Annotated in this window: 19 protein-coding genes; 17 read left to right on the top strand and 2 right to left on the bottom strand. The window is 58.9% G+C overall.

Annotation, left to right across the window (positions count from 1 at the left end; translation table 11 throughout):
* The first annotated feature begins 192 nt into the window (after window positions 1–192).
* Window positions 193–627 (top strand): hypothetical protein, encoded by a 435-nt coding sequence (locus tag ACLBWT_RS14190; protein WP_447663810.1) that lies wholly within the window; start codon window positions 193–195, stop codon window positions 625–627.
* Window positions 628–675: 48 nt separating this feature from the next.
* Window positions 676–1,491, top strand: coding sequence for a phosphotransferase family protein (locus ACLBWT_RS14185; protein ID WP_447663808.1), 816 nt, complete (start codon window positions 676–678; stop codon window positions 1,489–1,491).
* A 161-nt stretch (window positions 1,492–1,652) separates the two neighbouring features.
* On the opposite strand, the gene ACLBWT_RS14180 is transcribed toward ACLBWT_RS14185, so the two are convergent.
* A complete protein-coding gene (locus tag ACLBWT_RS14180) occupies window positions 1,653–2,276 on the bottom strand; it encodes an FMN-dependent NADH-azoreductase (protein WP_447663806.1) in 624 nt (207 codons plus the stop codon).
* 229 nt (window positions 2,277–2,505) lie between these two features.
* On the opposite strand from ACLBWT_RS14180, the gene ACLBWT_RS14175 reads away from it, so the two are divergent.
* Entirely contained in the window at window positions 2,506–2,670 is a 165-nt protein-coding gene (locus ACLBWT_RS14175) for a hypothetical protein (protein WP_447663805.1), read from the top strand.
* A 102-nt stretch (window positions 2,671–2,772) separates the two neighbouring features.
* Here the strand turns inward: ACLBWT_RS14175 and ACLBWT_RS14170 are convergent, their stop codons facing one another.
* Window positions 2,773–4,206: a SpoVR family protein gene (locus ACLBWT_RS14170; RefSeq protein ID WP_447663804.1), complete on the bottom strand. Its 1,434-nt coding sequence runs from the start codon at window positions 4,204–4,206 to the stop codon at window positions 2,773–2,775.
* Window positions 4,207–4,732: 526 nt separating this feature from the next.
* On the opposite strand from ACLBWT_RS14170, the gene helD reads away from it, so the two are divergent.
* The 14 genes from helD (at window position 4,733) to ACLBWT_RS14100 (ending at window position 25,189) form a co-directional block, all read left to right on the top strand.
* A complete protein-coding gene (gene helD, locus ACLBWT_RS14165) occupies window positions 4,733–7,207 on the top strand; it encodes an RNA polymerase recycling motor HelD (protein WP_447663802.1) in 2,475 nt (824 codons plus the stop codon).
* 472 nt (window positions 7,208–7,679) lie between these two features.
* Window positions 7,680–9,497: an APC family permease gene (locus ACLBWT_RS14160; protein ID WP_447663801.1), complete on the top strand. Its 1,818-nt coding sequence runs from the start codon at window positions 7,680–7,682 to the stop codon at window positions 9,495–9,497.
* Window positions 9,498–9,618: 121 nt separating this feature from the next.
* Window positions 9,619–10,500 carry a VOC family protein gene (locus ACLBWT_RS14155; RefSeq protein WP_447663800.1) on the top strand — a complete coding sequence of 294 codons (882 nt, stop codon included), beginning with the start codon at window positions 9,619–9,621 and terminating at the stop codon, window positions 10,498–10,500.
* Window positions 10,501–10,662: 162 nt separating this feature from the next.
* Window positions 10,663–10,929: a DUF3886 domain-containing protein gene (locus tag ACLBWT_RS14150; protein WP_447663798.1), complete on the top strand. Its 267-nt coding sequence runs from the start codon at window positions 10,663–10,665 to the stop codon at window positions 10,927–10,929.
* Between the two features lie 124 nt (window positions 10,930–11,053).
* A complete protein-coding gene (locus tag ACLBWT_RS14145; protein ID WP_447663796.1) occupies window positions 11,054–11,323 on the top strand; it encodes a hypothetical protein in 270 nt (89 codons plus the stop codon).
* Window positions 11,324–11,674: 351 nt separating this feature from the next.
* Window positions 11,675–13,093: a family 43 glycosylhydrolase gene (locus tag ACLBWT_RS14140; protein WP_447663795.1), complete on the top strand. Its 1,419-nt coding sequence runs from the start codon at window positions 11,675–11,677 to the stop codon at window positions 13,091–13,093.
* 121 nt (window positions 13,094–13,214) lie between these two features.
* Window positions 13,215–14,498, top strand: coding sequence for an ABC transporter substrate-binding protein (locus ACLBWT_RS14135; protein WP_447663793.1), 1,284 nt, complete (start codon window positions 13,215–13,217; stop codon window positions 14,496–14,498).
* 106 nt (window positions 14,499–14,604) lie between these two features.
* The gene (locus tag ACLBWT_RS14130) at window positions 14,605–15,498 is read left to right on the top strand and encodes a carbohydrate ABC transporter permease (RefSeq protein ID WP_076353942.1); all 894 of its coding nucleotides are present in this window, start codon (window positions 14,605–14,607) and stop codon (window positions 15,496–15,498) included.
* Entirely contained in the window at window positions 15,499–16,338 is an 840-nt protein-coding gene (locus ACLBWT_RS14125) for a carbohydrate ABC transporter permease (RefSeq protein ID WP_447663792.1), read from the top strand.
* Between the two features lie 113 nt (window positions 16,339–16,451).
* The gene (locus ACLBWT_RS14120; protein ID WP_447663791.1) at window positions 16,452–18,191 is read left to right on the top strand and encodes a family 43 glycosylhydrolase; all 1,740 of its coding nucleotides are present in this window, start codon (window positions 16,452–16,454) and stop codon (window positions 18,189–18,191) included.
* Window positions 18,192–18,396: 205 nt separating this feature from the next.
* Window positions 18,397–19,656, top strand: coding sequence for an ABC transporter substrate-binding protein (locus ACLBWT_RS14115; RefSeq protein WP_447663790.1), 1,260 nt, complete (start codon window positions 18,397–18,399; stop codon window positions 19,654–19,656).
* A 28-nt stretch (window positions 19,657–19,684) separates the two neighbouring features.
* Window positions 19,685–21,490 (top strand): cache domain-containing sensor histidine kinase, encoded by a 1,806-nt coding sequence (locus ACLBWT_RS14110; protein ID WP_447663788.1) that lies wholly within the window; start codon window positions 19,685–19,687, stop codon window positions 21,488–21,490.
* Window positions 21,491–23,119 carry a response regulator gene (locus tag ACLBWT_RS14105; protein ID WP_447663787.1) on the top strand — a complete coding sequence of 543 codons (1,629 nt, stop codon included), beginning with the start codon at window positions 21,491–21,493 and terminating at the stop codon, window positions 23,117–23,119.
* A gap of 303 nt (window positions 23,120–23,422) precedes the next feature.
* On the top strand, window positions 23,423–25,189 hold the full coding sequence (locus tag ACLBWT_RS14100) for a glycoside hydrolase family 2 protein (protein WP_447663785.1): 1,767 nt from the start codon (window positions 23,423–23,425) through the stop codon (window positions 25,187–25,189).
* Window positions 25,190–25,390 lie beyond the last annotated feature (201 nt).

Genomic DNA, 25,390 nt, shown 5'->3' with positions numbered 1-25,390 from the left:
AGGAAAGGGTATATGGAAGTGCGCAGCAAGTCCCGGAATGCACAATGCAAGGGCGGAAAATGGCCGTATATATAGAAAAAACCGGATAAAACCTCATTTAGTCATTAACGTTATTTTCCAGCAATGGTATAGTCGGAATGGAAACAGAGAGATGAGAAGCGGAATTGAAAAGATTGGATCAGGAGGTCGCTGATGAATGCTTCCGATTGGCCTTCCGATCAGGAAGTCAGGCTTCAACGAAGACGAACGATAAAGCGAGCATTGGGAATCAGTTTCATTGGTTTCATAGTCCTATTCGGAATGGCTGCTTTCGGACTCCACCATCTGGGAGGAAGCCTGTTATCCGGCATGTGCGCGAATGAAATCATCCATAGGTCGGTCCAACCGACCGGCAGCTTGGAGCTGGTCGCATTCCAAAGGAATTGCGGAGCGACAACCGGTTACAGCTATCAGCTGTCGATCCTCCAGCAAGGATCAGGATCAAAACAGTCGGGGAATGTGTTTATTTCAACGAAACCATTCAAAGCGGAATGGACAGGTCCCAGTTCTATTGCCGTCACCGGCGATACGGGCGGTGCTTTAAAAAAACGCGAACGATATAGAAAAATCCATATTCGGTATAACTAATCACGATCGGGCATACTTCCCTTTGGTCTTGGAGAAAGGAAAACGAAAATGAAAATAGGGGAATTGCTTGGCAGCGGGAACACGGCCAATGTTTATCGCTGGGGGCGTACGGAGGTCATCAAAGTCTTTCATCAACGTGAGCATTCCAGGCATGAGGCCAAAAAAGAAGCGCGGAATGCGGAAGCCATTCAATCCTTGGGTCTTAAAACGCCGGCTTTCGGCGGGTTAGTGGAGGTTGAAGGCAAGACTTGCCTGGTGTATGAGCGAATTGATGGTCCCACGATGCTGAGCCGAATTGAGATGGCGAAATCTAGCGTTGTCTACTACGCCAGACAAATGGCGCAGGTCCAGTTCGATATCCATCAGGTAGACAGCCTTTCCGGTTCTAATTTAAAAGAGGGACTGTCGCATCAAATACAAACGGCAGAGATTCTAAGTGAACGAGAAAAACAATCGGTGATGGCAAAGTTGAAAGACTTGCCGGATGGCAGGAAATTGTGCCATTACGATTTTCATCCCGGCAACATTATTCTCTCTGCGAATGGGCCGGTTATTATCGATTGGATAAATGCATTGGTTGGTCATGAAGCGGCGGATATCGCCAGAACGTCCATGATGCTGCGTTCGCATGCTGTCCCGCGAGACGCTCCCGGTTGGCTGCAGGGAAGAGTGCTGCGCGAGCTGTTTCATGATGAGTATTTGAAAGAATATTTGCTGTTGTCCGGCATGGGGATTAGGGAAATCGAAGAGTGGGCGGCTCCTACGCTGGCGGCTCGAATCGGCGAAGTGCAAAACGAAGATCGGGACGAGATTGTTCACTCGTTGAGAGCGACTTTAAAAGCCTTAGGACGGATCCTGTACTGAGATATTCGAGCAGTTAGAAGCGGAGCTTCCTACATTTAAAGATTAGAAGCTTTGTTCATAGCACGGGAACAATAAGAAATTGAAATTTAAGTCAACAGGATCAAAAATACGAAAAGCCCCTTCCCGGATATCCGGAAAGGGGCTTTTGCAACGAAGAACTCTTAGAAAGCGGCTGCTTCGGCTTTGACTTTGTCCAGACCTTCGCGTACGATGTCGGCAGCGCGGTCGCGGAATTGGTTGTGGCCTTCGATGACGATCTCCTCGGCTTGGATGCCGAACAGGGCGAATGCGCCTTTGAGAGGACGGATGGCCGATTCGAAGTCAGCCATAGGAGCTGTGGAGTACACGCCGCCGCGAGCCGTCAGCAGGGAGACCTTCTTGCCGGCTGCGAGGCCTACAGGACCTTCGGCTGTGTAACGGAAAGTCTTGCCTGCTTGCGCCAGGTAAGCCATATAGTTGACCAGCGGAGCCGGAGCCGAATAGTTCCAGAGAGGAACCGTGATGACGACTTTGTCGACTTCGAGGAATTGGTTGACATATTTTGTGACAAGCTCGACTGCGGCTTGCTCTTCAGGAGTCGTGTCCATGCCTTGTCCAGCCTTGAACATGCCGGTCATGGCCGTGTTGCCATAGAAAGGAAGCACTTCCTCGTACAGATCCAGCTCGATTACCGTGTCGTTCGGGTGAGCGGCTTTATAGGATTCGAGGAACGTATTGTACATTTGGACGCTGATCGCTTGATCAGCCGGGCGGTCGTTTGCTTTGACGAAAAGAATGGATGCCATGATGGAAACGTCTCTCCTTGTGTCTTTAAATTGTGTTTGCAATAGTGACAGTATACATCGATAACGAAAATAATGCAACTAAACAAAGTGAAGTGAATTCCTGCCTTTTTAGGTTTCCTTATCCGCTGCTGACGCATGCGAAGGGTTTTCTGGAAACCATGGTCATGTGATAAAATAGGCTTCAAATCCATTCCTTCCCATATGAACTCCACCACAAAGGAGAATCCGCATGGCATCCAAAGCGCTTGAAGTTCTCATCGCGATCATTTTGGGCTTCTTCACGGGCATCTTGCTCAGCGGAAACGGCATTCATGTTCGGGAAAGCGGAATCCACATCCTGCTGGGCTGCATCTTTTGGATGCTCACGTTCTCGTACATAAAGCGCCGCCCGTGACGGACGATTCCATCCGAAGCTGCTGCATCCTGCATCGATGCCGCATCAACAGCCGGCTCCATCAGGAGCCGGCTGTTTTTTCGATTGTCCTATGGGGTTTCTTCAAATGAACTTTCGGCTCGTCTTCTTCCCGTCGCAGCTGAAGACGATTTTCTTGTCTTCGACGACGGTCTCCAGATGCACGGACTTGCCCCAGAGGGTGACGACGTGAGGGAGCGTGCGCTCCACATACTTGAGATCCAGCTCCACGCCTTCGTAATGGTGGATCAGGTACAGCTCGCCGACGCGATTGAAATCGCCGTTATGCACCTCGATGACGGGAAATCCGCCATTGACCCGGGAGTAGACGAGCTGCTCGCGGATATTTTTCCACGCCTTGTCGGTGATTTTCCATTCGGGGCCTTTCTTCTCGAAAATGAACAGGTCGAGATCGTCGACAAGCTGCTTGGTCAGGTAATTGCGGAGGAAGGAGGTATCGGAGTCCAGCTCCCGGACCTCGAAGATCTTCTCCCGGCCCCTTCCCGGCTTGTATCCGAAGCGGCGCTGGTCTTCCTCCGTCGGCTGCTCCCAGCGCTTCTCGATATCCTCGAAAATTTTCAGCCCCAGGTAATAAGGGTTCAGGATGCCGCGGCCGGGTACGACGACGGAGGCGTTCAGCTTGGCGAACTCGATCGTCTCCTCGCTGTCCAGATCCATCTCGCGGATGATCCGCTGATGCCAGTAGGACGCCCAGCCTTCGTTCATGATCTTGGTTTCCATCTGCGGCCAGAAATACAGCATTTCCTCGCGCAGCATGCTCATGATGTCCCGCTGCCAGTCGGCGAGGTGAGCCGAATGCTCCTCAATAAACCAGACGAGGTCCTTCTCGGGACGAAGGGGGAACTTCGGCGGCTCCGGCGGCCCCGCCTTTTCCTCCGACAAGACATTTTCCAGCCCCCACAGGTCGTCGTACTCTCCCGCTGTGCGCTCCTCCGCGTTCTCGGCTTCCCGTCGCAGGTATTCGTCGCGCTTCGACTTGTCGAGCTGGCGGGGCTTGATGAGCGTAGGATCGATATGCTCCTGGATCGCGAGCACGGAGTCGATGAAGCGCTCGACGGTCTCCGTTCCATAGAGCATCTCGTACTGGCTGACCCGCTCGGCCGTCGCGGACATGCTCTCGACCATGTCGCGGTTCGTTCCGGAGAAGCGGGCATTGTTCTTGAAGAAGTCGCAATGGGCGAGCACATGGGCGACGATGAGCTTGTTCTGGATGAGCGAGTTTCCGTCGAGCAGGAAGGCGTAGCAGGGATTCGAGTTGATGACGAGCTCATATATTTTGCTGAGACCGAGGTCGTACTGCAGCTTCATTTTGTTGAACGTCTTCCCGAAGCTCCAATGGCTGAAGCGGGTCGGCATGCCGTAAGCGCCGAACGTATAGATGATGTCTGCCGGGCAGATTTCGTACCTCATCGGATAGAAGTCCAGGCCGAAGCCTGTGGCGATTTCCGTAATCTCGTCGATCGCCCGCTCCAGCTGGCGGATGTCGTCCTGAGTCATAAGCTCAATCCCTCCGTGCCGAGATAAGTAAGGTTCATACCCACTGTATGCGGCGGTGGACGGGACTATGAGCGGCGATATGGGGATTATGGAAAGCCCGCAAAAAAAAGTGACCCTCCGGCATAAAGCCGGGGGGCCCAAGGTGCTGCTATATTCAAAGGGGGGTCATGTGCTTATTATAAAACCGCTTTCTTAAAAAAAGCTGAAAACGACGTTTCAGTTGCATGACATTTCGTTACGATATGTTTGCCGGGGAGAAAGCAAAGATCATCTAATGGCTGCATACCTCCGCGGTTGTTTGGTGAACGGCCCTCGATTCGAGTCAGCCTTCAGCTCTGCCCAAACAATAACAAAAACCATATTGAACGCAAAAAAGCGCTATGATACAATCTATAGCGACGTTGAATTGATGAAGTTATGGATGTATCCATTCTATTCCTAATCTAATTCTACATCTGGAACTCTGATTTGTCAATGCTCTTTTTTGCTCCAGAAAAAGGAAGACGAGGAGTGTGTTGAGGGAGAGATGGAAGCGAAGGATTGGAAGCAGGAACAGCAGCGGCTGGAAGGGGTCCGGAACAAGCTGCAGACGAGAATAGACGAACTGGAGCCGGAGGTCGCCGGACTGCGCGGTCAAGCTGCGGATATCCGCAAGCGGTTTTGGGAAGATGTGACGATCAACACGAGCACGGACGAAGACTTTGAAGAGACATTCCATACGATCAACCAGCAGTCCGCGGTATTGGCCGAACGGGAGCGCAGCCACAAGCTGTTGGCGCAGCAGTGGAAAAGCATGAAACGTCTGCTTCCGTCGCCGTATTTCGGACGCATCGATTTCAAGGAGGATGGGCTGGAACTCGCCGAGCAGATCTATATCGGCGTATCTTCCTTCGTCGACGAAGACGGCTTGAGCTTTCTGATCTATGACTGGCGGACGCCGATCGCGAGCCTATATTACGACCACTCCCCCGGTCCGGCTTCTTATGCAACGCCCGCCGGGCCCATCGATGGGACGATGGAGCTGAAGAGGCAGTTTCAAATTCAAGACGGGCACATCCGCAACATGTTCGACGCGAGCGAGACGATCGGAGACGAGCTGCTGCAGCAGGTGCTCGGCAAAGGCGCGAACCCGCAAATGAAGAGCATCGTGGCCACGATCCAGAAGGAACAAAATGCGATCATCCGCAATGACAAAAGCCGGATGCTTATCGTCCAGGGGGCGGCCGGCAGCGGCAAAACTTCCGCGGCCTTGCAGCGGGTGGCGTACCTGCTCTACAAGCATCGCCAGACGATCAAAGCCGACCAGATCGTGCTGTTCTCTCCGAATCCGATGTTTGCCAGCTATATCTCCACGGTTCTTCCGGAGCTCGGTGAAGAGAATATGCAGCAGACGACTTTTCAGGAGTATCTCGACTATTGGCTAGGTCCATCGCTCCGCCCGGAGGATCCCTTTGACCAGATCGAATATATGCTGACCGCTCATGGAGCGCCGGGGCATGAGGCTCGTCTTCAGGGGATCGAATACAAAGCTTCCGAAGCTTTCCTGCAAGCTCTGCGGAGCTATGGGGCTTGGTTGGGAGAGCAAGGCATGCGATTCAACGGAATTCGCCTTCGTGACCGCGAGCTGATTGCCGCGGAGCGGATGGAAGCGGAATTTTACGGTTATGACCGTTCCCTGCCTTTGTACAATCGGGTCGTTTTGCTGCAGGAATGGCTTCTGAACGAGCTGGCTTCGCTGGAACGCAAGGAACGGAAAGCGCCTTGGGTCCAGGAGGAGTTGGATTATCTCGATTCCGATCAGTACGCGGAGGTCTTCGACATGCTTCATAAGGAAAGGGAGCTGTTCGACCTTGCGGAGCATTACGCCGCAGTCCGCGAGAAAATCATCAAGAAGCGCCGGGAGGATGAGAGCGACTTCGACTTCGCCCGGAAGGAGGAGGAGCTGCTCCGCCGCCGCATTGTGAAAGAACTGTTCAAGCCGCTGAGGAAAAGCGTGAGGAAATTCGCGTTTATCGATGTCGATGGCATCTACGGGCAATTGTTTGCCGACGAAGCCGCTTACCGGGAGCGGACAAACGGGGGCGCCATCCCACCGCTGTGGCCCGATATATGCAGGCAAACGAAGGAAGCGCTGCTCCGGAATGAGCTGCTCCACGAGGATGCGACGCCTTACTTGTATCTGAGAGAGCTGATCGAAGGGGTTCGGACGAACACGGAGATCCGGCATGTCTTCGTCGATGAGGGCCAGGACTATTCGATGTTTCAATATGAGTATCTGAAAAAGCTGTTTCCACGAGCCCGGATGACGGTGCTCGGCGATTTCGGGCAAGCGATCTTCGTTCAGGCGACAAGCTTGGACACATCCGATTCGCCTCTGCTCCGCCTTTTTGGAGAAGCCGACACGAGCCTTGTCCGTCTTGTGCGCAGCTATCGTTCAACGAGGGAGATTGTCGAATGGACGAAATCGATGCTTCCGGGCGGGGAAGAGATTGAATCGTTTGAAAGGGGAGGCCGCAAGCCCCTTCTGACGAGGCTGGACAGCGGGGAGAAGCGCGACGCGCGGCTGCTGGCTGACATCGCGGCGCTCAGGGCCGAGGGCTTTGATTCCATCGCTGTCATTACGAAGACGGCAGCCGAAAGCCGGGAAGCCCATGAATCGTTGCGCAATCTTGGAGGCGAGGCTCTCCAGCTCATTGCGAAGGACACGGCGGGTTTTGAAAAAGGAGTGATGGTCCTTCCCGTGTATCTCGCCAAGGGTGTCGAGTTCGATGCCGTTCTGGTCTATGAGGCCTCGTCCGGAGCCTACGGCCGGGACAGCGAACGTAAGCTTCTGTACACGGCATGCACGCGGGCGATGCACCGGCTTCATCTTTACTCGACGGGCGATTGGTCGCCGTTCGTGCAGGCGCTGCCTGCGGATTTGTACGAGATTGACGGATCGGTACCGAGGCAGCTGGAAGAAGGCGCAGCTTCCGACGCGGACATCCAGACCCGGCGATGATGGGGCAGGACCGAGCGGATCGGTACCGATGCGCTCGTATGCAATTAGCCTCGGCCTTAGCGGCCAAGGCTTTTTTTGTGCTGATTTTGCCCGTTCGTACAGAACGGCAGTCAGAACCTTCCCAGCATGCTTCACCATTGAACATCTTCCTCGACAGAAGCGCAGGGGACTATCGGTTCAGCTTGAAGGTTATAATTTCATCATCATCTCCATACGTTTCTTTGCACTCTCCATATGATTGCTTTATCTCGCGATGTTTTTTGTCTAAATGGTTCGGGATTAAAGCAACCGGGGTAATTTTGCTTGGAAGCCGAGGGCGAAGGGCAAGAGATTCCGTCCTTCAAGCAGCGTTCGCACCGGGAAGAAACCCGTTTACAGAAGTTGGCTTCGGGTGTACGATACATCATGTTTCTAAAAGAGGGCAAAGTAATCATTCACGCTGCGCATGATGCGCAAAGGAGCAAAAAGAATCATGGTCAACCGCATGAAACGCCTTCTGATCGGGCGCCCGATGAAGAGCCGAGAGCTCGAGGGCGAGAAGCTCACCAAATTGAAGGCGCTGGCCGTCCTGTCCTCGGACGCCTTGTCTTCCGTCGCCTACGGGACGGAGCAAATCCTGATCGCCCTAATGGTGGCCGGCTTCGCCGCCGTATGGTACTCCATTCCGATCTCGCTCGCCGTGCTCGGCCTTCTTCTCATCCTCATCCTGTCTTACCGCCAAACGATCTATGCCTACCCGATGGGGGGCGGGGCTTATGTCGTCGCCAAGGACAATATCGGCACGACGACCGGCCTGCTGGCCGGCGGCTCGCTTCTCATCGATTATATACTGACGGTAGCGGTCAGCGCTTCCGCGGGGACCGACGCCATCACGTCCGCCTTTCCTTCCCTGCATGACAGCCGGATTCTGATCTCGATCATCGTCATCGTCCTGCTGACGATCATGAACCTGAGGGGCACGACGGAATCGGCTTCGGTGCTTGCCGTGCCGATCTACCTGTTCGTCGTATCCATATTCGTGCTCATCATTTCCGGCGTGGTCAAATACGCCTTCGGCGGCGCCCACCCGGAAATCCCGGAGATCGGCGCGACGGTGAGCAACATCAGCCTGTTCCTGCTGCTGAAGGCGTTCAGCTCGGGCTGCTCCGCGCTCACGGGCGTGGAAGCCGTTTCCAACGCGATCCCGAACTTCAAGCAGCCGGCGGAGAAGAATGCCGCCTCTACCTTGATCATGATGGGCGTCATTCTCGGCTCGATGTTCCTCGGCATCAGCTTGCTGGCCTATTGGTACGGTATTACGCCGAAGGCGAGCGAGACGGTCGTATCGCAGATTGCCGCCGGCACGTTCGGACGGGGCATCCTGTACTACTTCATCCAGGGCGTTACGGCGCTGATCCTGTTCCTGGCCGCCAACACGGCCTACTCGGCCTTTCCGCTGCTGGCGTTCATGCTGGCCAAGGACAAATACATGCCGCATGCCTTCATGGTGCGCGGCGACCGGCTCGGCTTCTCGAACGGCATCATCTTCCTGGCGGTATTCTCGATCATCCTCGTCGTGGTGTTCGGCGGCGACACCGAGAACCTGATTCCGCTCTATGCTGTCGGCGTGTTCATCCCGTTCACGCTGTCGCAGCTCGGGATGATGATCCGCTGGCTCAGGCTGAAGCCGAAAGGCTGGATCGGCAAGCTCGCCATCAACACCGTCGGCATGCTGACGACGCTCGGCATTACGCTGATCTTCATCTTCACGAAGTTCGCGCATGTCTGGATGGTATTCGTATTCCTGCCCATCGTCATGCTGCTCTTCCATCGCATCCACAAGCACTACACGAAGGTGGCCGCCGAGCTGCGGATCAACCCGGAGGTCGACAAGCCGGTCATCAAGGGCAGCACGGTCGTCGTGCCGGTGGCGGGCATCACGCGAGTCGTCGCCAATTCGCTCGGTTATGCCAAGTCGCTCACCGACAACGTCGTAGCCGTCTATGTCGGCTTCAACGAAGAAGACATCGCTCGCATGGAGAAGAAATGGGAAGAATGGAACCCGGGCGTCCGCCTCATCACGCTCCGCTCCAGCTACCGGAGCATCACGAGGCCGATCCTCAAGTTCATCGATACCGTGGAATGGAAAACGGGCGAGCATGACCATATCACGATTCTCATTCCGCAGTTCATCACCAAGCACTGGTGGCAGCATATCCTGCACAACCAGACGGGGCTTCTGCTGCGGGCCTACCTGTTCAGCAACAAGGATATCGTCATCGCCACGGTGCCGTACCATCTGCGGCATTAGGCCTTGAAATGAATAGCAAAAGGAAAGCGGGCGAATCCTATTTGGACCGCCCGCTTGAATTTTATTGCCGCCGGCATTATACTTACTTTTAATAAGTAACTTATTCAAGGAGGCAATCAGGATGACTCAACAGCATCTCTCCATCCATCCCGGCGTCTCGATCGGTCTTGTGAAATTGAAGGTCAAAGAAATCGATCGTTCCGTCCGGTTTTATACCGATATCATCGGCTTTCAAGTTTTGCGCAGGGACGAGGAGGGCGTCTGGCTGACAGCCGGCGGTCCGGAGCCTTTGCTGCTGCTCGAGGAACGCCCGGATGCCGTGCCGGCAGCGGGACGCACCGCCGGCCTGTACCATTTCGCTATTCTCGTGCCGGACCGCTTGTCGCTCGGCCTTGTCCTGCGCCGTCTGGCGGAAGCAAGGCTGCCGGTCGGGCAAGGAGACCACTGGGTGAGCGAAGCCTTGTACCTCGACGATCCCGACGGCAACGGCATCGAGATCTACCGCGACCGGCCGCGCAGCGATTGGAAGCATGACGCCGAAGGCCATGTGCTCATGGGGACCGATCCTGTCGACGTCGAGGGCTTGCTGCAGCTGGCCCAAGGACATGAATGGCAAGGGCTGCCGGCCGGAACGGTCATCGGCCACGTCCACTTCCATGTCTCCGATCTGCAAGCCGCCTACGACTTCTATTGCGGCCTGCTCGGCTTCGACCTGATCGCCGACGGCTGGCAGTCGATTGGCGCTCTTTTCGTCTCGGCGGGCGGCTACCATCATCATATCGGACTGAATATATGGGCGGGCAAAGGAGCTCCGCCTGCGCCCGAGCGCGGAACGGGGCTTGCCTATGCCACGATCCTCTATCCGGATGCCGAATCGCTGGCGACCGCCATGAGCAGGCTCCGCGACGGCGGAGCGGAGGTCAGGGACGTGCCGGAAGGCGGGGAAGTGACCGATCCTTCGGGAATCCGGCTGCGCCTGGCGAGCGCCGCGAAGCGGGCATGAGGCCGGGTTGATCGTCAAGCAAGGCGTGCTTGTCAAGGGGAGACGGGCGCTTCCAGCTCCCGATCCTTCCTATCAGAGACTTCCAGGCGGAGCTGTCCCCGGCTCCGCTTTTTTTGTGCTATAATTCGGCCATGACGCAAGTGGAAAGGGGAGGATCCGGAAATGGCGAAGAAAAAGCAGGCGCCTGCTCGGCGTCCCGAGCCGGGAGCGGAAGCCGCCAAGCCGGCGACGCTCAAGGATCTGCTGCCGGCGGATATGGTCCAGCGGCTGAAGTCGCAGGCCGACGGCATGAAGGCCGAGCAGGAGCGCGTCCGCGAAGAGGAGCGCCGCCGGGCGGAGGAAGCCCGCAAGGCCGAGCAGAAGCGCAACGAGAGCAGCATGGAGTATCTGCTCGACAACAGCAGCATGGATTGGAAGAAATTCAAGTAAGAAGGTCTCATCCGGTTTGGGGATGCGCTTGGGTGGTAATAAAGGAAGCGGACGGCGGTTCTGCAAGGCAGAGCCCGCCGCAGCCCGCGAATACCGCAACCCCAAGCAGGAGGATTTGACCGACATGATGACCGAAGCAAACGTATGCCATGAACGCGAAGCCTTCCAGCCCGCCCTCGTCGATCCTGCGGATCTGCAGGAGCAGTTGATGGAGCTTGACCATACATTATATGAAATGCGGTTCTATCTGAAGCGCAACCCCGAGGACGAGATGGCCGTCCTTCATCTGAAGCAGTTCGAGCGCAAGCGCCGCCGTCTCGCTGCGGAGCTTGCCGAGGCTAAGGCAGCCTCCTCGTTCTCCCTCAAGGGAGAAGAGGATCTCCAACCGGCTTGACACCGGTCTTGAAATGGAGACGTTATCGGCAGGCAAGCGGATTGTTTGGAGCCGGAAAGCATTACGACCATTAATCGCCAAGCGGCAGTCAGGATTTCCTGGCTGCCGCTTTTTTGCATTCCTTGGTGTGCCTTTTTGCATTCCTTGGTGTGCTTTTTTGCATTCCTTGGTGCGCCTTTTTGCACTCCTGGGTGGTGCCTTTTCTGCAATCCCTCCCTTTCGCTACCGATGTCGACCCTTCTAGCCAAAGGACCATAACTCCAAAAGAAATGTCATGGGAGCGCTTCCGCAATCCCCATAAAATGGAGGCGCTGCGGCAGAAGCCGCAGACAGTCAAAGGAGGAATTCATCATGTTCAAAAGATGGTCCCTGCTTCTGCTTGCCTTCAGCTTGACCTTGGCCTTGGCGCTCCCGATGGGCAGCGGCAAGGCCAAGGCCGCTCCGGTCTCGACCTTCTTCAACGTCATCAAGCAGGACGGAGCCGATCCGTGGATGTACAAGCATACGGACGGCTATTACTACTACACGCAGACGACCGGCAACAACATCACGCTGTGGCGCTCCAAGACGATCAGCGGCATCGATGCCGGCGACAGCGCGGTCGTCTGGACGCCGCCGGCGGGCACGATGTACAGCTCCAACATATGGGCGCCGGAGCTGCACTACCTCGACGGCAAGTGGTACGTCTATTTCGCCGCCGACAACGGCAGCAACGAGAACCATCGCATGTACGTGCTGGAGAACGCGAACGCGAATCCGCTCGCGGGAGGCTGGACGTTCAAGGGCAAGATCGCCGATCCGGCCGACCGCTGGGCGATCGACGGAACGGTGCTGACGGTCGGAGCGAACCGCTATTTCATCTGGTCGGGCTGGGAAGGCACGGTCAACGACAAGCAGCATCTGTACATCGCCCAGATGAGCAATCCGTGGACGATCTCTTCCGCACGGACGCGGATCGCGACTCCTGCCTACGCATGGGAAACGAATACGACTCCGCAGGTCAACGAAGGCCCGCAGGTCATCGTCAGGGGAAGCACGATCAGCCTCGTCTACTCCGCCAACGGCAGCTGGACGGACGGCTACTGCCTCGGCCTCGTCACGGCGGGCACATCCGCGAACCTGCTGAACGCCGCTTCCTGGACGAAAAAGAGCGCGCCGCTCTTCGCCAGCGCGAACGGCGTCTACGGTCCCGGCCATCACAGCTTCACCAAGTCGCCTGACGGCACCCAGGACTGGCTCGTCTATCACGCCGCCAGATGGCAAGGGTCCGGCTGGACCCGCAATGTCCGTACCCAGCCGTTCGGGTGGAATGCCGACAACACGCCGAATCTCGGCGCGCCGGTCAATCCCAACGCTCCGATCGCCAAGCCTGCCGGCGAGCCGGGCCGGGACCGCTACGAGGCGGAGAGCGCGCTGCTGTCGGGCGGAGCGGCCGTGGCGAGCGAAGGGAGCGCTTCGGGCGGCAAGAAGGTCGGCTATCTCGATACGACGAGCAGTTATGCCCAGTTCACCGTCTCTGCCCCGTCTGCCGGCTGGTACGTGCTGGCTGTCCGCAACGGCAACGGCACGAGCGGACAGCCTTGGGCGATCCACTCGCTGTCCGTCAACGGCGGCGCGGCGTCCAGCTTCTACGTGGCCTATTCCGGCTGGAACAACTGGGGCGCCTCGACGGCCAAGGTGTACCTGAACGCCGGCAACAATACGATCCGCTTCAGCGGCTCCAGCAATTACGCCGAGATCGACTGCATGGACATCTTTCCGGCAGGGTGACCTGTAAATATGTCCATTGTTCCTGTAGAAGCGGCATTTTTTCGCCGATCCCCTTCCCTTACGATAGAGCTATCAAAGCGCTCGCGCCTTGAACTACCAGGCAAAAGGGGATTAGAAACAGATGAAGACTCCGAAGTTCAAGAAAGCTTCGATCCTTGCCATGACGATGATGGTTCCGCTTCTTGCAACCGCTTGCTCCAGCAACGGCGGCGACAACGCGCCGGCCGGCGAAGGCCAGAAAAGCGGCAGCGGCAAAAAGACGGAAATTTTGTTCTGGTCGCCGTTCTCCGGCTCCGACGGCCCGTTCATGAAAAAGATCGTGGACAAATACAACAGCTCCCAGGACAGCTACAAGGTCAACTTCGTCATCCAGCCGAACGGCGAGTACTACAAGCAGCTGGACGTGGCGCTGAGCACCGGCAAGGAGCGTCCGGACCTGATGATCATGCACGTGGACAGCGTGCCGACCTACCAGAGCAAGGACCAGCTGCAGCCGGTCGATGAGCTGGCCGCTTCGGCCGGCATCAATCCGGCGGACTTCGCGGAAGCGCCGGTCAAGTATGCGACGATCGACAGCAAGCTGTACACGATTCCGCTGGACATCCACCCGCTCGTCATGTACTACAACAAGGATCTGTTCGAGAAGGCCGGCATTACCGCGCCTCCGACGAACCGCGCGGAATTCGACTCTGCGGTGGAGAAGCTGACCGACAAGTCGAAGGGCGTCTACGGCTACGTGGTGCCGAGCCTGTGGCCGCAGCAGTTCATCTTCCCGTCGCTCGTCTGGCAGAACGGCGGCGAGCTGTGGAACGGCAGCGACGTCGCCTACAACTCTCCGGAAGCGGTCGAGATGGTGCAGTGGCTGCGCGGCATGGTCGAGAAGGGAATCTCTCCGGGCAACGTGCAGCAGGACGGCGAGAACACGCTGTTCCTCCAGGGCAAAAACGCCATCCAGTTCAACGGCCCCTGGATGAAGTCCCAGTTCGACGAGGCCGGCCTCAACTACGGCGTCGCCGTCATTCCGCAGATCGGCAAAGCGAAGCAGGCGGTCTATGCCGGCTCCCACGGCTTCGTCGTGCCGAAGGCCGTGACGGACGCGGGCAAGATCGCCGGCATCGGCGACTTCCTGAAGTATGTCGCCGGCAACTCGCTCGACTGGGCCGAATCCGGCCAGGCGGTCGCCTCGCACAAGGTGCTTGAGAGCGCCGAGTTCAAGGCGATGGAATTCCAGAGCACGGTCGCCCAAAGCTTCCCGTCCGTTCAATTCGCGCCGAACGTGCTGAATTGGGGCACGATCGTCGAGCCGCTGTGGGGCGAGCTGAGCAACGCGATCCTGGGCAAGAAATCTCCTCAGCAAGCGATGGACGATGCCGCGGCGAAGTCGCGCCAGGCAATCAAAAAATAACGGCTTTCCAAACGTTGGGGCGGAAGGGACGGGGAGCGCGGACAGCCGGCTTCCCGTCCCTCCTTCCGTCCACGACTCTCGGAAAGATGAAATGGAGGCATCGTCTATGAAAAGCGCCTGGACTTCCCGGCTGACCTCGTTCCTGTTCATACTTCCCTATCTGGCCGCCTTCGGGCTGTTCCTGCTCTTCCCGATCCTGTACGGCGTCGTCATCAGCCTTCAGGACTTCGAGCTGCTGTCGGCGGAGCATGCCTTCGTCGGCTTAAGCAATTACGTGACGATCTTCACGCCCGGCACCTACGAGAACAGCCTGTTCTTCAAAGGCCTGTGGACGACGGCTCAGTTCGTCCTGTATTCCGTGCCGCTGCTCATTGTCATCGGGCTCGGCCTCGCGATGCTGCTGAACGCGCTGCCCGCCCGGGTGCGCGGCTTGTTCCGCACGTTCTATTTCCTCCCGTACGCGCTGTCCGCCTCGGTCATGGCCGTCATCTGGCTCATGATGTTCGACACGAACGCCGGCTTCCTCAACAGCCTGCTCGCCAAGCTGGGCATGGCCGGAATCCCGTGGCTCACCGATACTCCCTGGGCCTGGATATCGCTCGTCTCCACGACGATCTGGTGGACGATCGGATTCAATATGATCATTTTCATCAACGCGCTCAACGAGGTGCCGGAGGAATATTACGAGGCGGCCTCGATCGACGGCGCCGGGCCATGGTCCCGCTTCGTCTCCATCACGCTGCCGACGATCCGGCCCGTCATGCTGTTCGTCATGATCACCTCGACAATCGCCTCCTTCAACATCTATGCGCAGCCATTCCTGCTCACGCGCGGCGGTCCCGGTGATACGACCCGGGTGCTGCTGATCAATGTGCTCGACCAAGCGTTCGCACGTAAGGATGTAGGCTCCGCCTCGGCGATGGCGATTTTGATGGCCGTGCTGATCATGGCCGTATCCGTCGTCCAGTTCAAGCTCACCAACCGGAAGGAGAAGGCATAGATGGCGAACCCGAAAACCAAAAAAGCAATTCTTCTCCTGCTCGCGGCCGTCATCGCTCTGGTCATGGTCCTGCCGCTCGTATGGATGCTGTCGACCGCGTTCAAGAACGACTTCGAAGCGCTCTCGGGACGGATGGATTTCCTCCCGCGCAAGCCGACGCTCGACAACTTCAAGCAAGGGCTGGGCGGCGAGCTGATGAATACGCCTGTGCTGCGCTGGATCGCGAACTCGCTGTCCGTCGGCATCATCGGGACCGGACTCGTGCTCCTGATCGATTCCATGGCGGCCTTCGCGCTGGCGAGGCTGAACGACCTGCCGCTGAGGCGGGTGCTGCTGCCGATGTTCATCGCCTCGCTGATGATCCCGGGCGTGCTGACGTTCCTGCCGATGTATATGGAGTTCAACTCGCTCGGCCTGATCAACACGTACCCGGCTCTCATCCTGCCTGCGACGGCCGGTGCCTTCGGCGTGTTCCTGCTGTACCAGTTCTTCGTGTCCTTCCCGAAGGAAATCGAGGAGGCGGGACGAATCGATGGAGTGAACAAATGGCAGCTGTACTACCGCATTCTGCTGCCGTCGGCCGTACCGATCATGGTGACGCTCGGCATCTTCACGTTCATGGGCATCTACAACGACTTCGTCTGGCCGCTGTACGCCACGACCTCGCCGGAGATGCGCACCATAACGGCCGGCATCGCGATGATGGCGACCGGCAGCTATACGCAGAGCTATGGCAAGCTGATGGCGATGACGACGATCGCGGCGCTTCCGGTCGTGCTTGTTTTCATCCTGGGACAGAAATCCTTCGTCCGGGCGATCACGAGCGCCGGCGTTAAGTAGCGCTGAGAAACGAGCAGGGGACTCGACAGCGATCGGAAGAACATTCTGACTGCGCAGCAATTTTTTACGGATTCCTTATGAAGCCCGAAAACAACTGAGCAAGGAGACGACCGATGTCAATACGAGGCAAAAGAGCTTTCCTGCTTGCGGCGGGAGCGCTTTTAGTCCTGATCGCAGGAGGAATCTATTGGATGCAGCAGCAGGGAGACGACGGGAAAACGCTTTCGTATAATGGGCATGGAGGCATGTTCAAGAACACGCTCGCCGAGATCGATACGCCGGACCCGAGCGTGGTCTATCGCAACGGCTTCTACTACATGACGTTCACGCATCATGGAGCCGACATCATGGTGATGAAGTCCCGGACGCTGGATTTCCGCTCCGCAGAGCGCAAGGTCGTCTGGTATCCGCCGGCGGAAACGGCTTATTCGGCGAATCTATGGGCGCCGGAGATCCAGTATCTGCAAGGGAAATGGTACATCTACTTCGCGGCCGACGACGGAGACAACGCCAACCACCGGATGTATGTGCTGGAAGGCGAGAGCGACGATCCCATGGGCAGCTATGCCTTCAAGGGACAGATCAAGGACGATGCCGGCAAATGGGCGATCGACGGGCTGGCGATGGAGCATGAAGGCAAGCTCTACTTCGTCTGGTCGGGATGGGAAGGCGACGTGAACGAAGCCCAGAACACGTATATCGCGCCAATGAGCGATCCTTGGACGATCAGCGGGCCCAGGGTGCTGCTGAGCCGGCCGGAGCTGGACTGGGAAAGGGGCGGCGGACCGCCTTACATCAACGAAGGCCAGTCGCTGCTGTACAAGGATGGCCGCGCCTTCATCGTCTACTCGGGAGCGGGCAGCTGGACGCCGCTCTACAGTCTCGGGCTGCTTGCGCTGAAGCCGGGCGGCAATCCGCTGGAGCCTTCCGATTGGACCAAGGCGCAGGAGCCTCTGCTCGCCATGGACGAGGAGGCGGGCGTCTACGGACCCGGGCATAATTCCTTCGTCCCTTCGCCCGACGGAAGCGAGACATGGCTCGTCTATCATGCCACCTCCGGCCCGGCCGACGGGTGGAACAACCGCAAGGCGCGGGCTGCGCGGGTGGAATGGGACGAGAACGGACTGCCGCTCTTCGGCAAGCCGCAGCCGCTGGCGACGCCGATCCGGATGCCTGCGGGAATGGGCGTCCTCCAGGCGAAGGACGCGGTCCGGGACGGAGACCGGCTCCTCTTCGGAGCGATCCCGTCGACAGTGGAGGCCGGCGCTCCGGTGCTGGTCCATTACCGGAATGCCGGAGGAATCGAGGCTGCCGCGCGCATCGGAACCGATGCGGGACAAGCGGCGGAGCTGAGGCTGGCGCCGACGGAGGCGGACAGCATCGGCTACGCCTATGGACAGGTCGGATTGCGCGCAGGGATGAACGAGCTGGCGGTAGAATCGGCGGGAAGCGGCGCGGAGGTGCTTGCCGTGGAGATTCCCCGCTATGAAGCCGAGTGGGCGGCGTTCGGGGGCGATGCGGCCGAGGAGGAGAATCCGTATGCCTCCAGGGGCGCTGCCGCCGGATTGTACGGCGAGGGCGATTCGCTGCGGTTCGCCAATGTGAGCGTGCCTCGCGGCGGAAAGTACATGGTATCGGTGAGCGTCCTGAACCCTGGAGAAGGCGCGGAGCTGTCGCTTGCCGCGAACGGGGGACGCAGGTCGGCCGTCAAGCTGAAGCCGCAGGAGCGCAATGCCGCAGGCGTGTACGAGGCGGAGCTGGAGCTGAAGGCCGGGGAGAACGAGCTTGTTCTCTTTGACAGCCAAGGAAGCTTCATTATAGATTATGTGGATATATGGAGAAGGCCCGGCTGACGGGTCTTTCCGGGGAAGTGGTCCCAATAGGAGCGGAAGAGCGGGCCGTACCCGGAACGCTGGGAAGGATGCCGTCGATCATTCCGCTTGAAGATCAGCGCGAGACGGGGGAGCATGCAGCATGACAGGCAGCCGAGGCAGCAGGGACAGTCGGAACAGTCGGAATAGGTATGGGAATCTAACGAAAAGGCGGATCGCGCTGCTGATGAGCGCTTCAATCGCTGCGGCGGCCGCAGCGGGCTGCTCCGGAGAGAAGCCGGCCGAGAAGCTGCCGGATCCCGTCCAGCCGGTCGTGCTGGAATATTGGACCCCCTTCAGCGGCGGGGACAATATTTTCATGACGGAGCTCGTCGAGAAGTTCAACGCGGAGCATGAGGACATCCGGGTCGAGCAGATCAATTCCCGGCTGGACGACTATTACTCGCGCCTCCGGACCGCCATCCTGGCCGGCAATGCGCCTGACTTGGCTGTCGTCCATGCGACGAACCTGCCGCAATTCGTCCAGAACGGCTACATCGAGAAGCTGGACGAGCCGGCCGCGGATACGGGGCTGGACTGGAGCATGTTCAATGCGAATATCGCGGAATCGACTCTGTACGGCGGCAGCCATTACGCGGTTCCGCTCGATACGCATGCCTTGGTGCTCTACTACAACAAGAAATTCCTGCGGCAGGCCGGGCTTCTCGATGCGGACGGCAAGCCGGTTATGGAGCCTGGAGAGAAGGGCTTCGCGAGCTTCCTGGAGCGGATCAAGGAGCGCGTTCCCTCCGGCATCGCTCCGCTTGCCCTGCCGAGCACGAGAATCGATTCCGTCTGGCTGTGGTGGAGCCTGTACAACCAGATCGACGGCGGAGGCAGGTTTTTCAGTGCGGATGGGACGAAGGCCGTCTTCGACAATTCCGATTCGCTGCGCGCGCTGGAGTTCGTGGACAGCCTCTACAAGCGGGAGCTTGTTCCTCCCGGCATCAACGATGCCTTCAAGATGTTCCACGACGGAGAAGCGGCGGCGCTGATTACCGGCATGTGGGGCACCGGGGCATTCGAGAAGGCCGAAGGCCTGGAGCTCGGCGTCATTCCTTTTCCCGTCATATACGATCATCCTGCGGTATGGGGGGACACGCATACGCTGGCTCTGCCTGCCAAGGCGGGCCTGACGCCGGAGAAGCGGAAAGCCGCGCTTACGTTCGCCAAGTGGGCGGTCGACAACGGCGTCATGTGGGCGGAGGCCGGGCATGTTCCGAGCTCCAAGAAGGTCGTGGCGAGCGAAGCGTTCTCGGCGCTCAAGTTCCGCAGCGACTATGCGGCTACCGCCAACTACGTCGTCTATTGGCCTCGTCATGTCAAGCAGTGGACGATGATCGAGAAGCTGATTTCCGAGTGGGAGAAGATGATCTACCGTCAGCAGACTCCGGCGCAGGCGCTGGAGCGGGCGGCGGCGAGCGTGGATTCGCAGCTGGGCAAGTAGGCATCCGGGCGGAAGGGGAGAAAGGAATTTGAAGGCATTCGGCAACTGGTTCCGCAATCTGGAGCTGGCGCGCAAGCTGATTCTCATCAATGTCGTTTTCATCGTGCTGCCGCTCGGCCTGATGGGGTATCTCGCCTTCTCCCGCTTCTCCGCTACGACGGAAGCCAAGGTGGGCGATTACCAGCTTCAGACGCTGAAGCAGATGACGCTGAATATCGACACCTATATGAACGAGCTCAACCGCCTGACGGTGATGCCTTACCAGTATCCCAAGGTGACGGCTTATCTGGAGTCGAAGCGGGCATCGGGACAGGCGCTGTCGCTGGAGGAGATCAACGAGCTGAACAGCTTCGTCACCCAGGTGTTCCTGAACGGGCGCGTCGACATTCTCGGCGTCTCTCTCTACGGCCAGGGCGGCGCGTCGTACGTCGTCCTTCCGGAGAGCCAGTATGTAACGACCTACAAGCTGGACGAAAGCGCGGAGTGGCTGGACCGGTTCAAGGGCCAGTACGGCGAGCCGGTGTTCATCGCGACCCATGACGTCCGGTCGACCGGCGGCAACGTGTACCAGGCGTTCTCGATCGCCCGCGAGCTGCGCAGCTTCGACAGCGGCCAGTCGCTCGGCTATATCGTGATCGACGTGGATCCAAAGTTCATCCGCGAGATTCTGTCCAAGGTGAAGCTGGACCCGGAGGAGTCGCTCTACATCGCCGACCGGTCCGGCAACCTCGTCATCCGCAAGGACGACGGCGGAAGAGAGATGGCTCCCGGGCTGTACCTCGGCCGCACAGGGGAAGGCGTCAGCCATGTCCGCAATGATGGACGAGGGCTGCTGGTCTCCCATTTCACCTCGGAGGTGACCGGCTGGACGACCGTCGGCATCGTGCCGGTGGCGAGCCTGATGAAGGACACGGATACGCTGCGGACGTTCATCATCGGCATCGGCGCTACGAGCGTAGGACTTGCGCTGCTGCTGTACGTGTTCATCGCTTACCGGATCACCCGGCCGCTGCGCAAGCTGAGCCGTCTCATGCGGAACGTCGAGCGGGGAGAGCTCGGCCAGAGCTTCCATGCGGAGGGGCGGGACGAGATCGGTGCGCTCGGCCGCTCCTTCAACGAGATGGTCGCCAAGCTGAGCGAGCTCGGCTATCTGCTCTACGAGACCGAGATCCGCGAGAAGGATGCCCAGATCGCGGCTTTGCAGAGCAAGATCAACCCGCATTTCCTCTACAACACGCTCGGGTCGATCAGCATGTATGCGGAGATGGAGGGCAGCCGCGAAATCATCACGATGTCGAACAATTTGAGCCGTCTCCTGCGCTACAGCCTGAGCGGACGCAAGGAGCGGGTGACGCTGAAGGACGAGCTCGACCACGTTTCCGGGTATATGAAAATTCAGCAGATGCGCTACGAGGAGCGGATCAAGTTCACGATGGAAGCCGATCCCTCGCTGCTGGACTGCGAGGTCATCCCGCTCATCATTCAGCCGCTCGTGGAGAACGCGATCAACCACGCCCTGGACAAAGGCGCTGGCCAAGGGCGGATCGCGCTGACGGCGGAGGCGGCGGGACAGGTGCTGGAGATTGCGGTGGCCGATGACGGGATCGGCATGAACGCGGAGGCGCTGGAGGCGCTTCGCGCCCATCTGCGGAGCACCAAGGAGCTCGGCGGGCAGTCGGGCAACGGCCTGCTCAACGTCCACCGGCGGATCGTGCTTCACTATGGCGAGGAATACGGCCTGACCTTGGAGAGCATGCCCTATCAGGGCTTCAGGGCCGTGCTCCGGTTTCCGCTGCTTCATCATGCAGGCGCCAGATTGGAGGAGATCGGGTAAATGCCGAAACTATTGATTGTCGATGACGAGTCGATCTTCCGCAGGGGGCTCCGCAAGATGATCGCCGGCCTCGACGAGAGCTGGGAGATCGTCGGCGAAGCCTGCGACGGCTACGAAGCGCTGGACAAAATCGAGGAGCTCGCTCCCGACGTCCTGCTGACGGATATCCGCATGCCTCGCATGGACGGCATTCAGCTGCAGCAGATGGCGGGCAGCCGGCGCCAGGAGCTGCTGACCGTCGTCGTCAGCGGCTACGACGACTTTGCCTACGTCCAGCAGTCGATGCGCCAGGGAGCGATGGACTATCTGATGAAGCCGGTCGAGCGCGAGGAGCTGTCTCAGGTGCTGGAAAGGCTCAAGGCAGAGGTGGAGCGGCGCCGGAAGTCCGCGCGTTCGGAAGCGGGCTGGGATGCGCAGCCGGCGGTGCGGCGCCATATGACGGAGCATCTGGCCGAATCGCTGCTGTCGGGCAGGGTGGACGAGAGCGAGCTGCGGCTGCTGGAGCAGATGGGCATTGCGCTCCCGCATCCGTACTTCGTCTGCATGGTCATCAAGCTCGACAAGCAGTCGGTCGGGGAGGAGCGCTACAGGAGCGGCGACGCTTCGCTGTTCCAGCTGTACATCCAGCAGTTCGTGCAGGAAATGCTGGACCGGCACGCCAAGGGGCTCAGCTTCGTGCTGTCGGACTCAAAGGTTGTCGCGCTCATCAATCTAGAGCGTCCGGAGCCGCTGCCCAGCCGATCGGATTCGCTGGCGGACATGATCCGCAGGCAGATCTCTTCCCTGTCGCGGCTGACGGTGACGATCGGAGTCGGCCGGCCGGCCGAGGGGCTGGCCGGCATTCCGAAGGCGTACGGCGAAGCCGAGATCGCGCTGCTGCACCGGCTCATCGTCGGCGGCGACAGCGTGCTGGACTACGCCGCGGTCGCCGGGAGCGGCCGGTCGGACGACGAGGTCGCGAAGCGTTCCGCCGACAGCCTGGAGAAGGCGGTCATGGAAGGCCGGCGCGGGATCATCGCGGCCATGGCGCGGCAGTGGATCGACGAGCTGTGCGCCACGGCCCGCACGCCGGAGAGCATCCACCAGCAGCTGTGCAAGCTGCTGATCCGCCATTACGAGCTGGCGGAGGAGCTCGGGGCGGCGGGCGCCTGGCTGGACCGCTCGGATATCGGCAGGATGCTCGTCGAGATTTGCGCCATCACCTCCCGGCAGGAGCTGGCGGAGCGGCTGGAGGAGCTGCTGTGCCGGCTTGCGGAGGCGATCCAGCAGTCGAGGGAGCAGCAGGACCGGGACCCGATCGCGGCGGCCAGCCGCTACATCGAGGCGAACTTCCGGGAGGCGCTGACGCTGAAGGACGTCGCGGACGAGGTGTATTTGAACCCGGCTTACTTCAGCAATCTGTTCAAGCAGCGGACGGGCGTCACCTTCATCGAGCAGCTGACCCGAGTCCGCACGAGAGAGGCTCAGCGCAGGCTCGCCTTCACCAACGAGAAGATCAATGCGATCGCCGAGGAAACCGGGTTCGCCCATGTGCGGCATTTCAACCGGGTGTTCAAAAGCCGGCTCGGCGTCTCGCCCAAAGAATACAGGGACAGCATGCGCGCGGGCGGCGATCTCCCGCTGGCATGAGGCTTGCGGCGGAATGACAGGGTTGAGGGAACGCCGAGTCTTCGATTCGCCATGGCCGATAAGAGCGTGAGGTTTATTGAAGAGCGAATGAAGTCCTTTGGAGAGCGCATGAAGGTTTAATGAAGAGAAGGATCATGAAGTTTATTGAAAAGCCTATAAAGTCTTTTGAAGAGCCGGACCATGAAATCTGTTGAAAAGCCCATAAAGTCTATTGAAGAGCGCATGAAGTCTGTCTGAAAAAGAAGGCATGAAGTCTGTCTATTGTGAGCAGCAGGTCCAAAATAGGAGCGGAGGGTTATGGTTATGGGAGAGCAGCATCGCGCGGAGTATCCGAGGCCGCAATTCGCCAGAGAGAATTGGATCAATCTGAACGGGCCATGGGAGTTCGGCTTCGACGACGCCGGAGAAGGAGAGGGAAAAGGCTGGCATAAGGGAGAGACGCCTTTGGAGCGCGTCATCGAGGTGCCGTTCGCTTTCCAGAGCAAGCTGAGCGGCATCGGAGATTCGGACTTTCACGACATTGTCTGGTACCGCCGGGAGCTGGAGCTTCCCGAGCCGTTGGCAGGCAAGAGGATTCTGCTCCATTTCGGAGCGGTCGACTACGACGCCTCGGTCTGGGTGAACGGCATTCTCGTCGCCCGCCACGAGGGAGGGCATACGCCGTTCAGCGCGGATATCACCGACGCCCTGCATAAGGACGGGCGAAGCAGCCGGCTCGTCGTGAAGGCGGCCGACTACAGCAAGGACGTCACGCTGCCGCGCGGCAAGCAGTATTGGAAAAGCGATTCGGCGAGCATCTTCTACACCCGCACGACCGGCATTTGGCAGACGGTATGGATGGAGGCGGTCTCCGAAACCTCGCTGGGCAAAGTGAGATTCACGCCGGATATCGACCGCCAAACGGTGGAAATCCGCTCCTGGGTGCAGGGGCCGCTGAGAGAGGGATTGACGCTGCAGGTGGATATTTCGTTCCAGGGCGAGCCGGTGGCCAGCGATACGTTCTCGGTGCGCGGCGCGCATGAAGCCCGCAGCATCACGCTGGCGGACTTCAACGACCACGGCCTCGGCCGCTGGTGGTCGCCGGAGCGGCCGCATCTGTACGACGTCAGATTCCGGCTGCTGGACGAGAAAGAGGTGCTCGACGAGGTGACGAGCTACTTCGGGATGCGCAAGATCTCGATCGAGAGCGGCAGGCTGTGCCTGAACAACCGGCCTTATTTCATGAAGCTGGTTCTGGACCAGGGGTATTTCCCGGACGGCAACCTTACGCCGCCGAGCGACGAGGCGATCCGGCGCGATGTCGAGCTGACCAAGGAGATGGGCTTCAACGGAGCGCGCAAGCACCAGAAGCTGGAGGATCCGCGCTATTTGTACTGGTGCGACAAGCTGGGCTTGCTCGTATGGGGCGAGGCGGCAAATGCTTACGAATATTCGGAGGAGTACGTGCGGCGCTTCACTCAGGAATGGCAAGAGAGCATCGAGCGGGATTACAACCATCCGTCGGTCGTCGTCTGGGTGCCGCTCAACGAGAGCTGGGGAGTGCCGAACATCGCCGTCGACAAGCGGCAGCAGGAGCATGCCCAGGCGATGTACCATCTGACAAGGTCGCTTGACGCGTCGCGTCCGGTCGTCTCCAACGACGGCTGGGAGATGGTGAGCACCGACTTGTTCAACATCCACGATTACGAATGGCGCCGGGACGTGCTGGAGAAGAGATATTCCACGGCGGAAAACGCCGTATCGGCAACGCCGGCCGGGCGCGTGCTGGCGGTGGACGGGTTCCCGTACCGCGGACAGCCGATCCTCGTGACGGAGTTCGGCGGCATCGCCTACAAGAAAAGCGACTGGGAAGGCTGGGGCTATTCCGGAGCGGAGAACGACGAGGACTTCGCGGCCCGGCTGAACGCGGTCATTTCGCCGCTGCTTCTGTCCGGATGCGTGCAGGGGTATTGCTATACGCAGCTGACGGACGTGGAGCAGGAGATCAACGGCCTGCTGACGTACGACCGCCAGCCCAAGCTGCCGCTGGAGACGATCCGGACGATCAATGAGGGACGCTGGCGGCAATAGAATCAAGCAGAGGACTGTTCCGCAAACCTCTTTCCTAGACCTTTCAACCGGATTTAAAACCGGAATAAGCCGAGAAAACCGTCTTAGTCGCTCTCGTCGGGCTCTCGAGACCGGAATAAGCCGAGGAAACCGTCTTATTCGCTCTCGTCGGGCTCTCGGGACCGGAATAAGCCGAAAAATCCGTCTTATTCGCTCTCGTTG

The organism is Paenibacillus sp. D51F, from assembly GCF_053345695.1.
This window is presented reverse-complemented; position numbering and strand designations above follow the sequence as displayed.

What these genes read in the sequence shown, in the direction of transcription:
- ACLBWT_RS14175 (WP_447663805.1), top strand. Translation starts at nt 2,506, where the DNA reads ATGGCATCCAAAGCGCTTGAAGTTCTCATCGCGATCATTTTGGGCTTC.
- ACLBWT_RS14180 (WP_447663806.1), bottom strand. Translation starts at nt 2,276, where the DNA reads ATGGCATCCATTCTTTTCGTCAAAGCAAACGACCGCCCGGCTGATCAA.
- ACLBWT_RS14155 (WP_447663800.1), top strand. Translation starts at nt 9,619, where the DNA reads ATGACTCAACAGCATCTCTCCATCCATCCCGGCGTCTCGATCGGTCTT.
- ACLBWT_RS14135 (WP_447663793.1), top strand. Translation starts at nt 13,215, where the DNA reads ATGAAGACTCCGAAGTTCAAGAAAGCTTCGATCCTTGCCATGACGATG.
- helD (WP_447663802.1), top strand. Translation starts at nt 4,733, where the DNA reads ATGGAAGCGAAGGATTGGAAGCAGGAACAGCAGCGGCTGGAAGGGGTC.
- ACLBWT_RS14115 (WP_447663790.1), top strand. Translation starts at nt 18,397, where the DNA reads ATGAGCGCTTCAATCGCTGCGGCGGCCGCAGCGGGCTGCTCCGGAGAG.
- ACLBWT_RS14125 (WP_447663792.1), top strand. Translation starts at nt 15,499, where the DNA reads ATGGCGAACCCGAAAACCAAAAAAGCAATTCTTCTCCTGCTCGCGGCC.
- ACLBWT_RS14100 (WP_447663785.1), top strand. Translation starts at nt 23,423, where the DNA reads ATGGGAGAGCAGCATCGCGCGGAGTATCCGAGGCCGCAATTCGCCAGA.
- ACLBWT_RS14160 (WP_447663801.1), top strand. Translation starts at nt 7,680, where the DNA reads ATGGTCAACCGCATGAAACGCCTTCTGATCGGGCGCCCGATGAAGAGC.
- ACLBWT_RS14140 (WP_447663795.1), top strand. Translation starts at nt 11,675, where the DNA reads ATGTTCAAAAGATGGTCCCTGCTTCTGCTTGCCTTCAGCTTGACCTTG.
- ACLBWT_RS14170 (WP_447663804.1), bottom strand. Translation starts at nt 4,206, where the DNA reads ATGACTCAGGACGACATCCGCCAGCTGGAGCGGGCGATCGACGAGATT.
- ACLBWT_RS14145 (WP_447663796.1), top strand. Translation starts at nt 11,054, where the DNA reads ATGATGACCGAAGCAAACGTATGCCATGAACGCGAAGCCTTCCAGCCC.
- ACLBWT_RS14130 (WP_076353942.1), top strand. Translation starts at nt 14,605, where the DNA reads ATGAAAAGCGCCTGGACTTCCCGGCTGACCTCGTTCCTGTTCATACTT.
- ACLBWT_RS14120 (WP_447663791.1), top strand. Translation starts at nt 16,452, where the DNA reads ATGTCAATACGAGGCAAAAGAGCTTTCCTGCTTGCGGCGGGAGCGCTT.
- ACLBWT_RS14105 (WP_447663787.1), top strand. Translation starts at nt 21,491, where the DNA reads ATGCCGAAACTATTGATTGTCGATGACGAGTCGATCTTCCGCAGGGGG.
- ACLBWT_RS14150 (WP_447663798.1), top strand. Translation starts at nt 10,663, where the DNA reads ATGGCGAAGAAAAAGCAGGCGCCTGCTCGGCGTCCCGAGCCGGGAGCG.
- ACLBWT_RS14190 (WP_447663810.1), top strand. Translation starts at nt 193, where the DNA reads ATGAATGCTTCCGATTGGCCTTCCGATCAGGAAGTCAGGCTTCAACGA.
- ACLBWT_RS14185 (WP_447663808.1), top strand. Translation starts at nt 676, where the DNA reads ATGAAAATAGGGGAATTGCTTGGCAGCGGGAACACGGCCAATGTTTAT.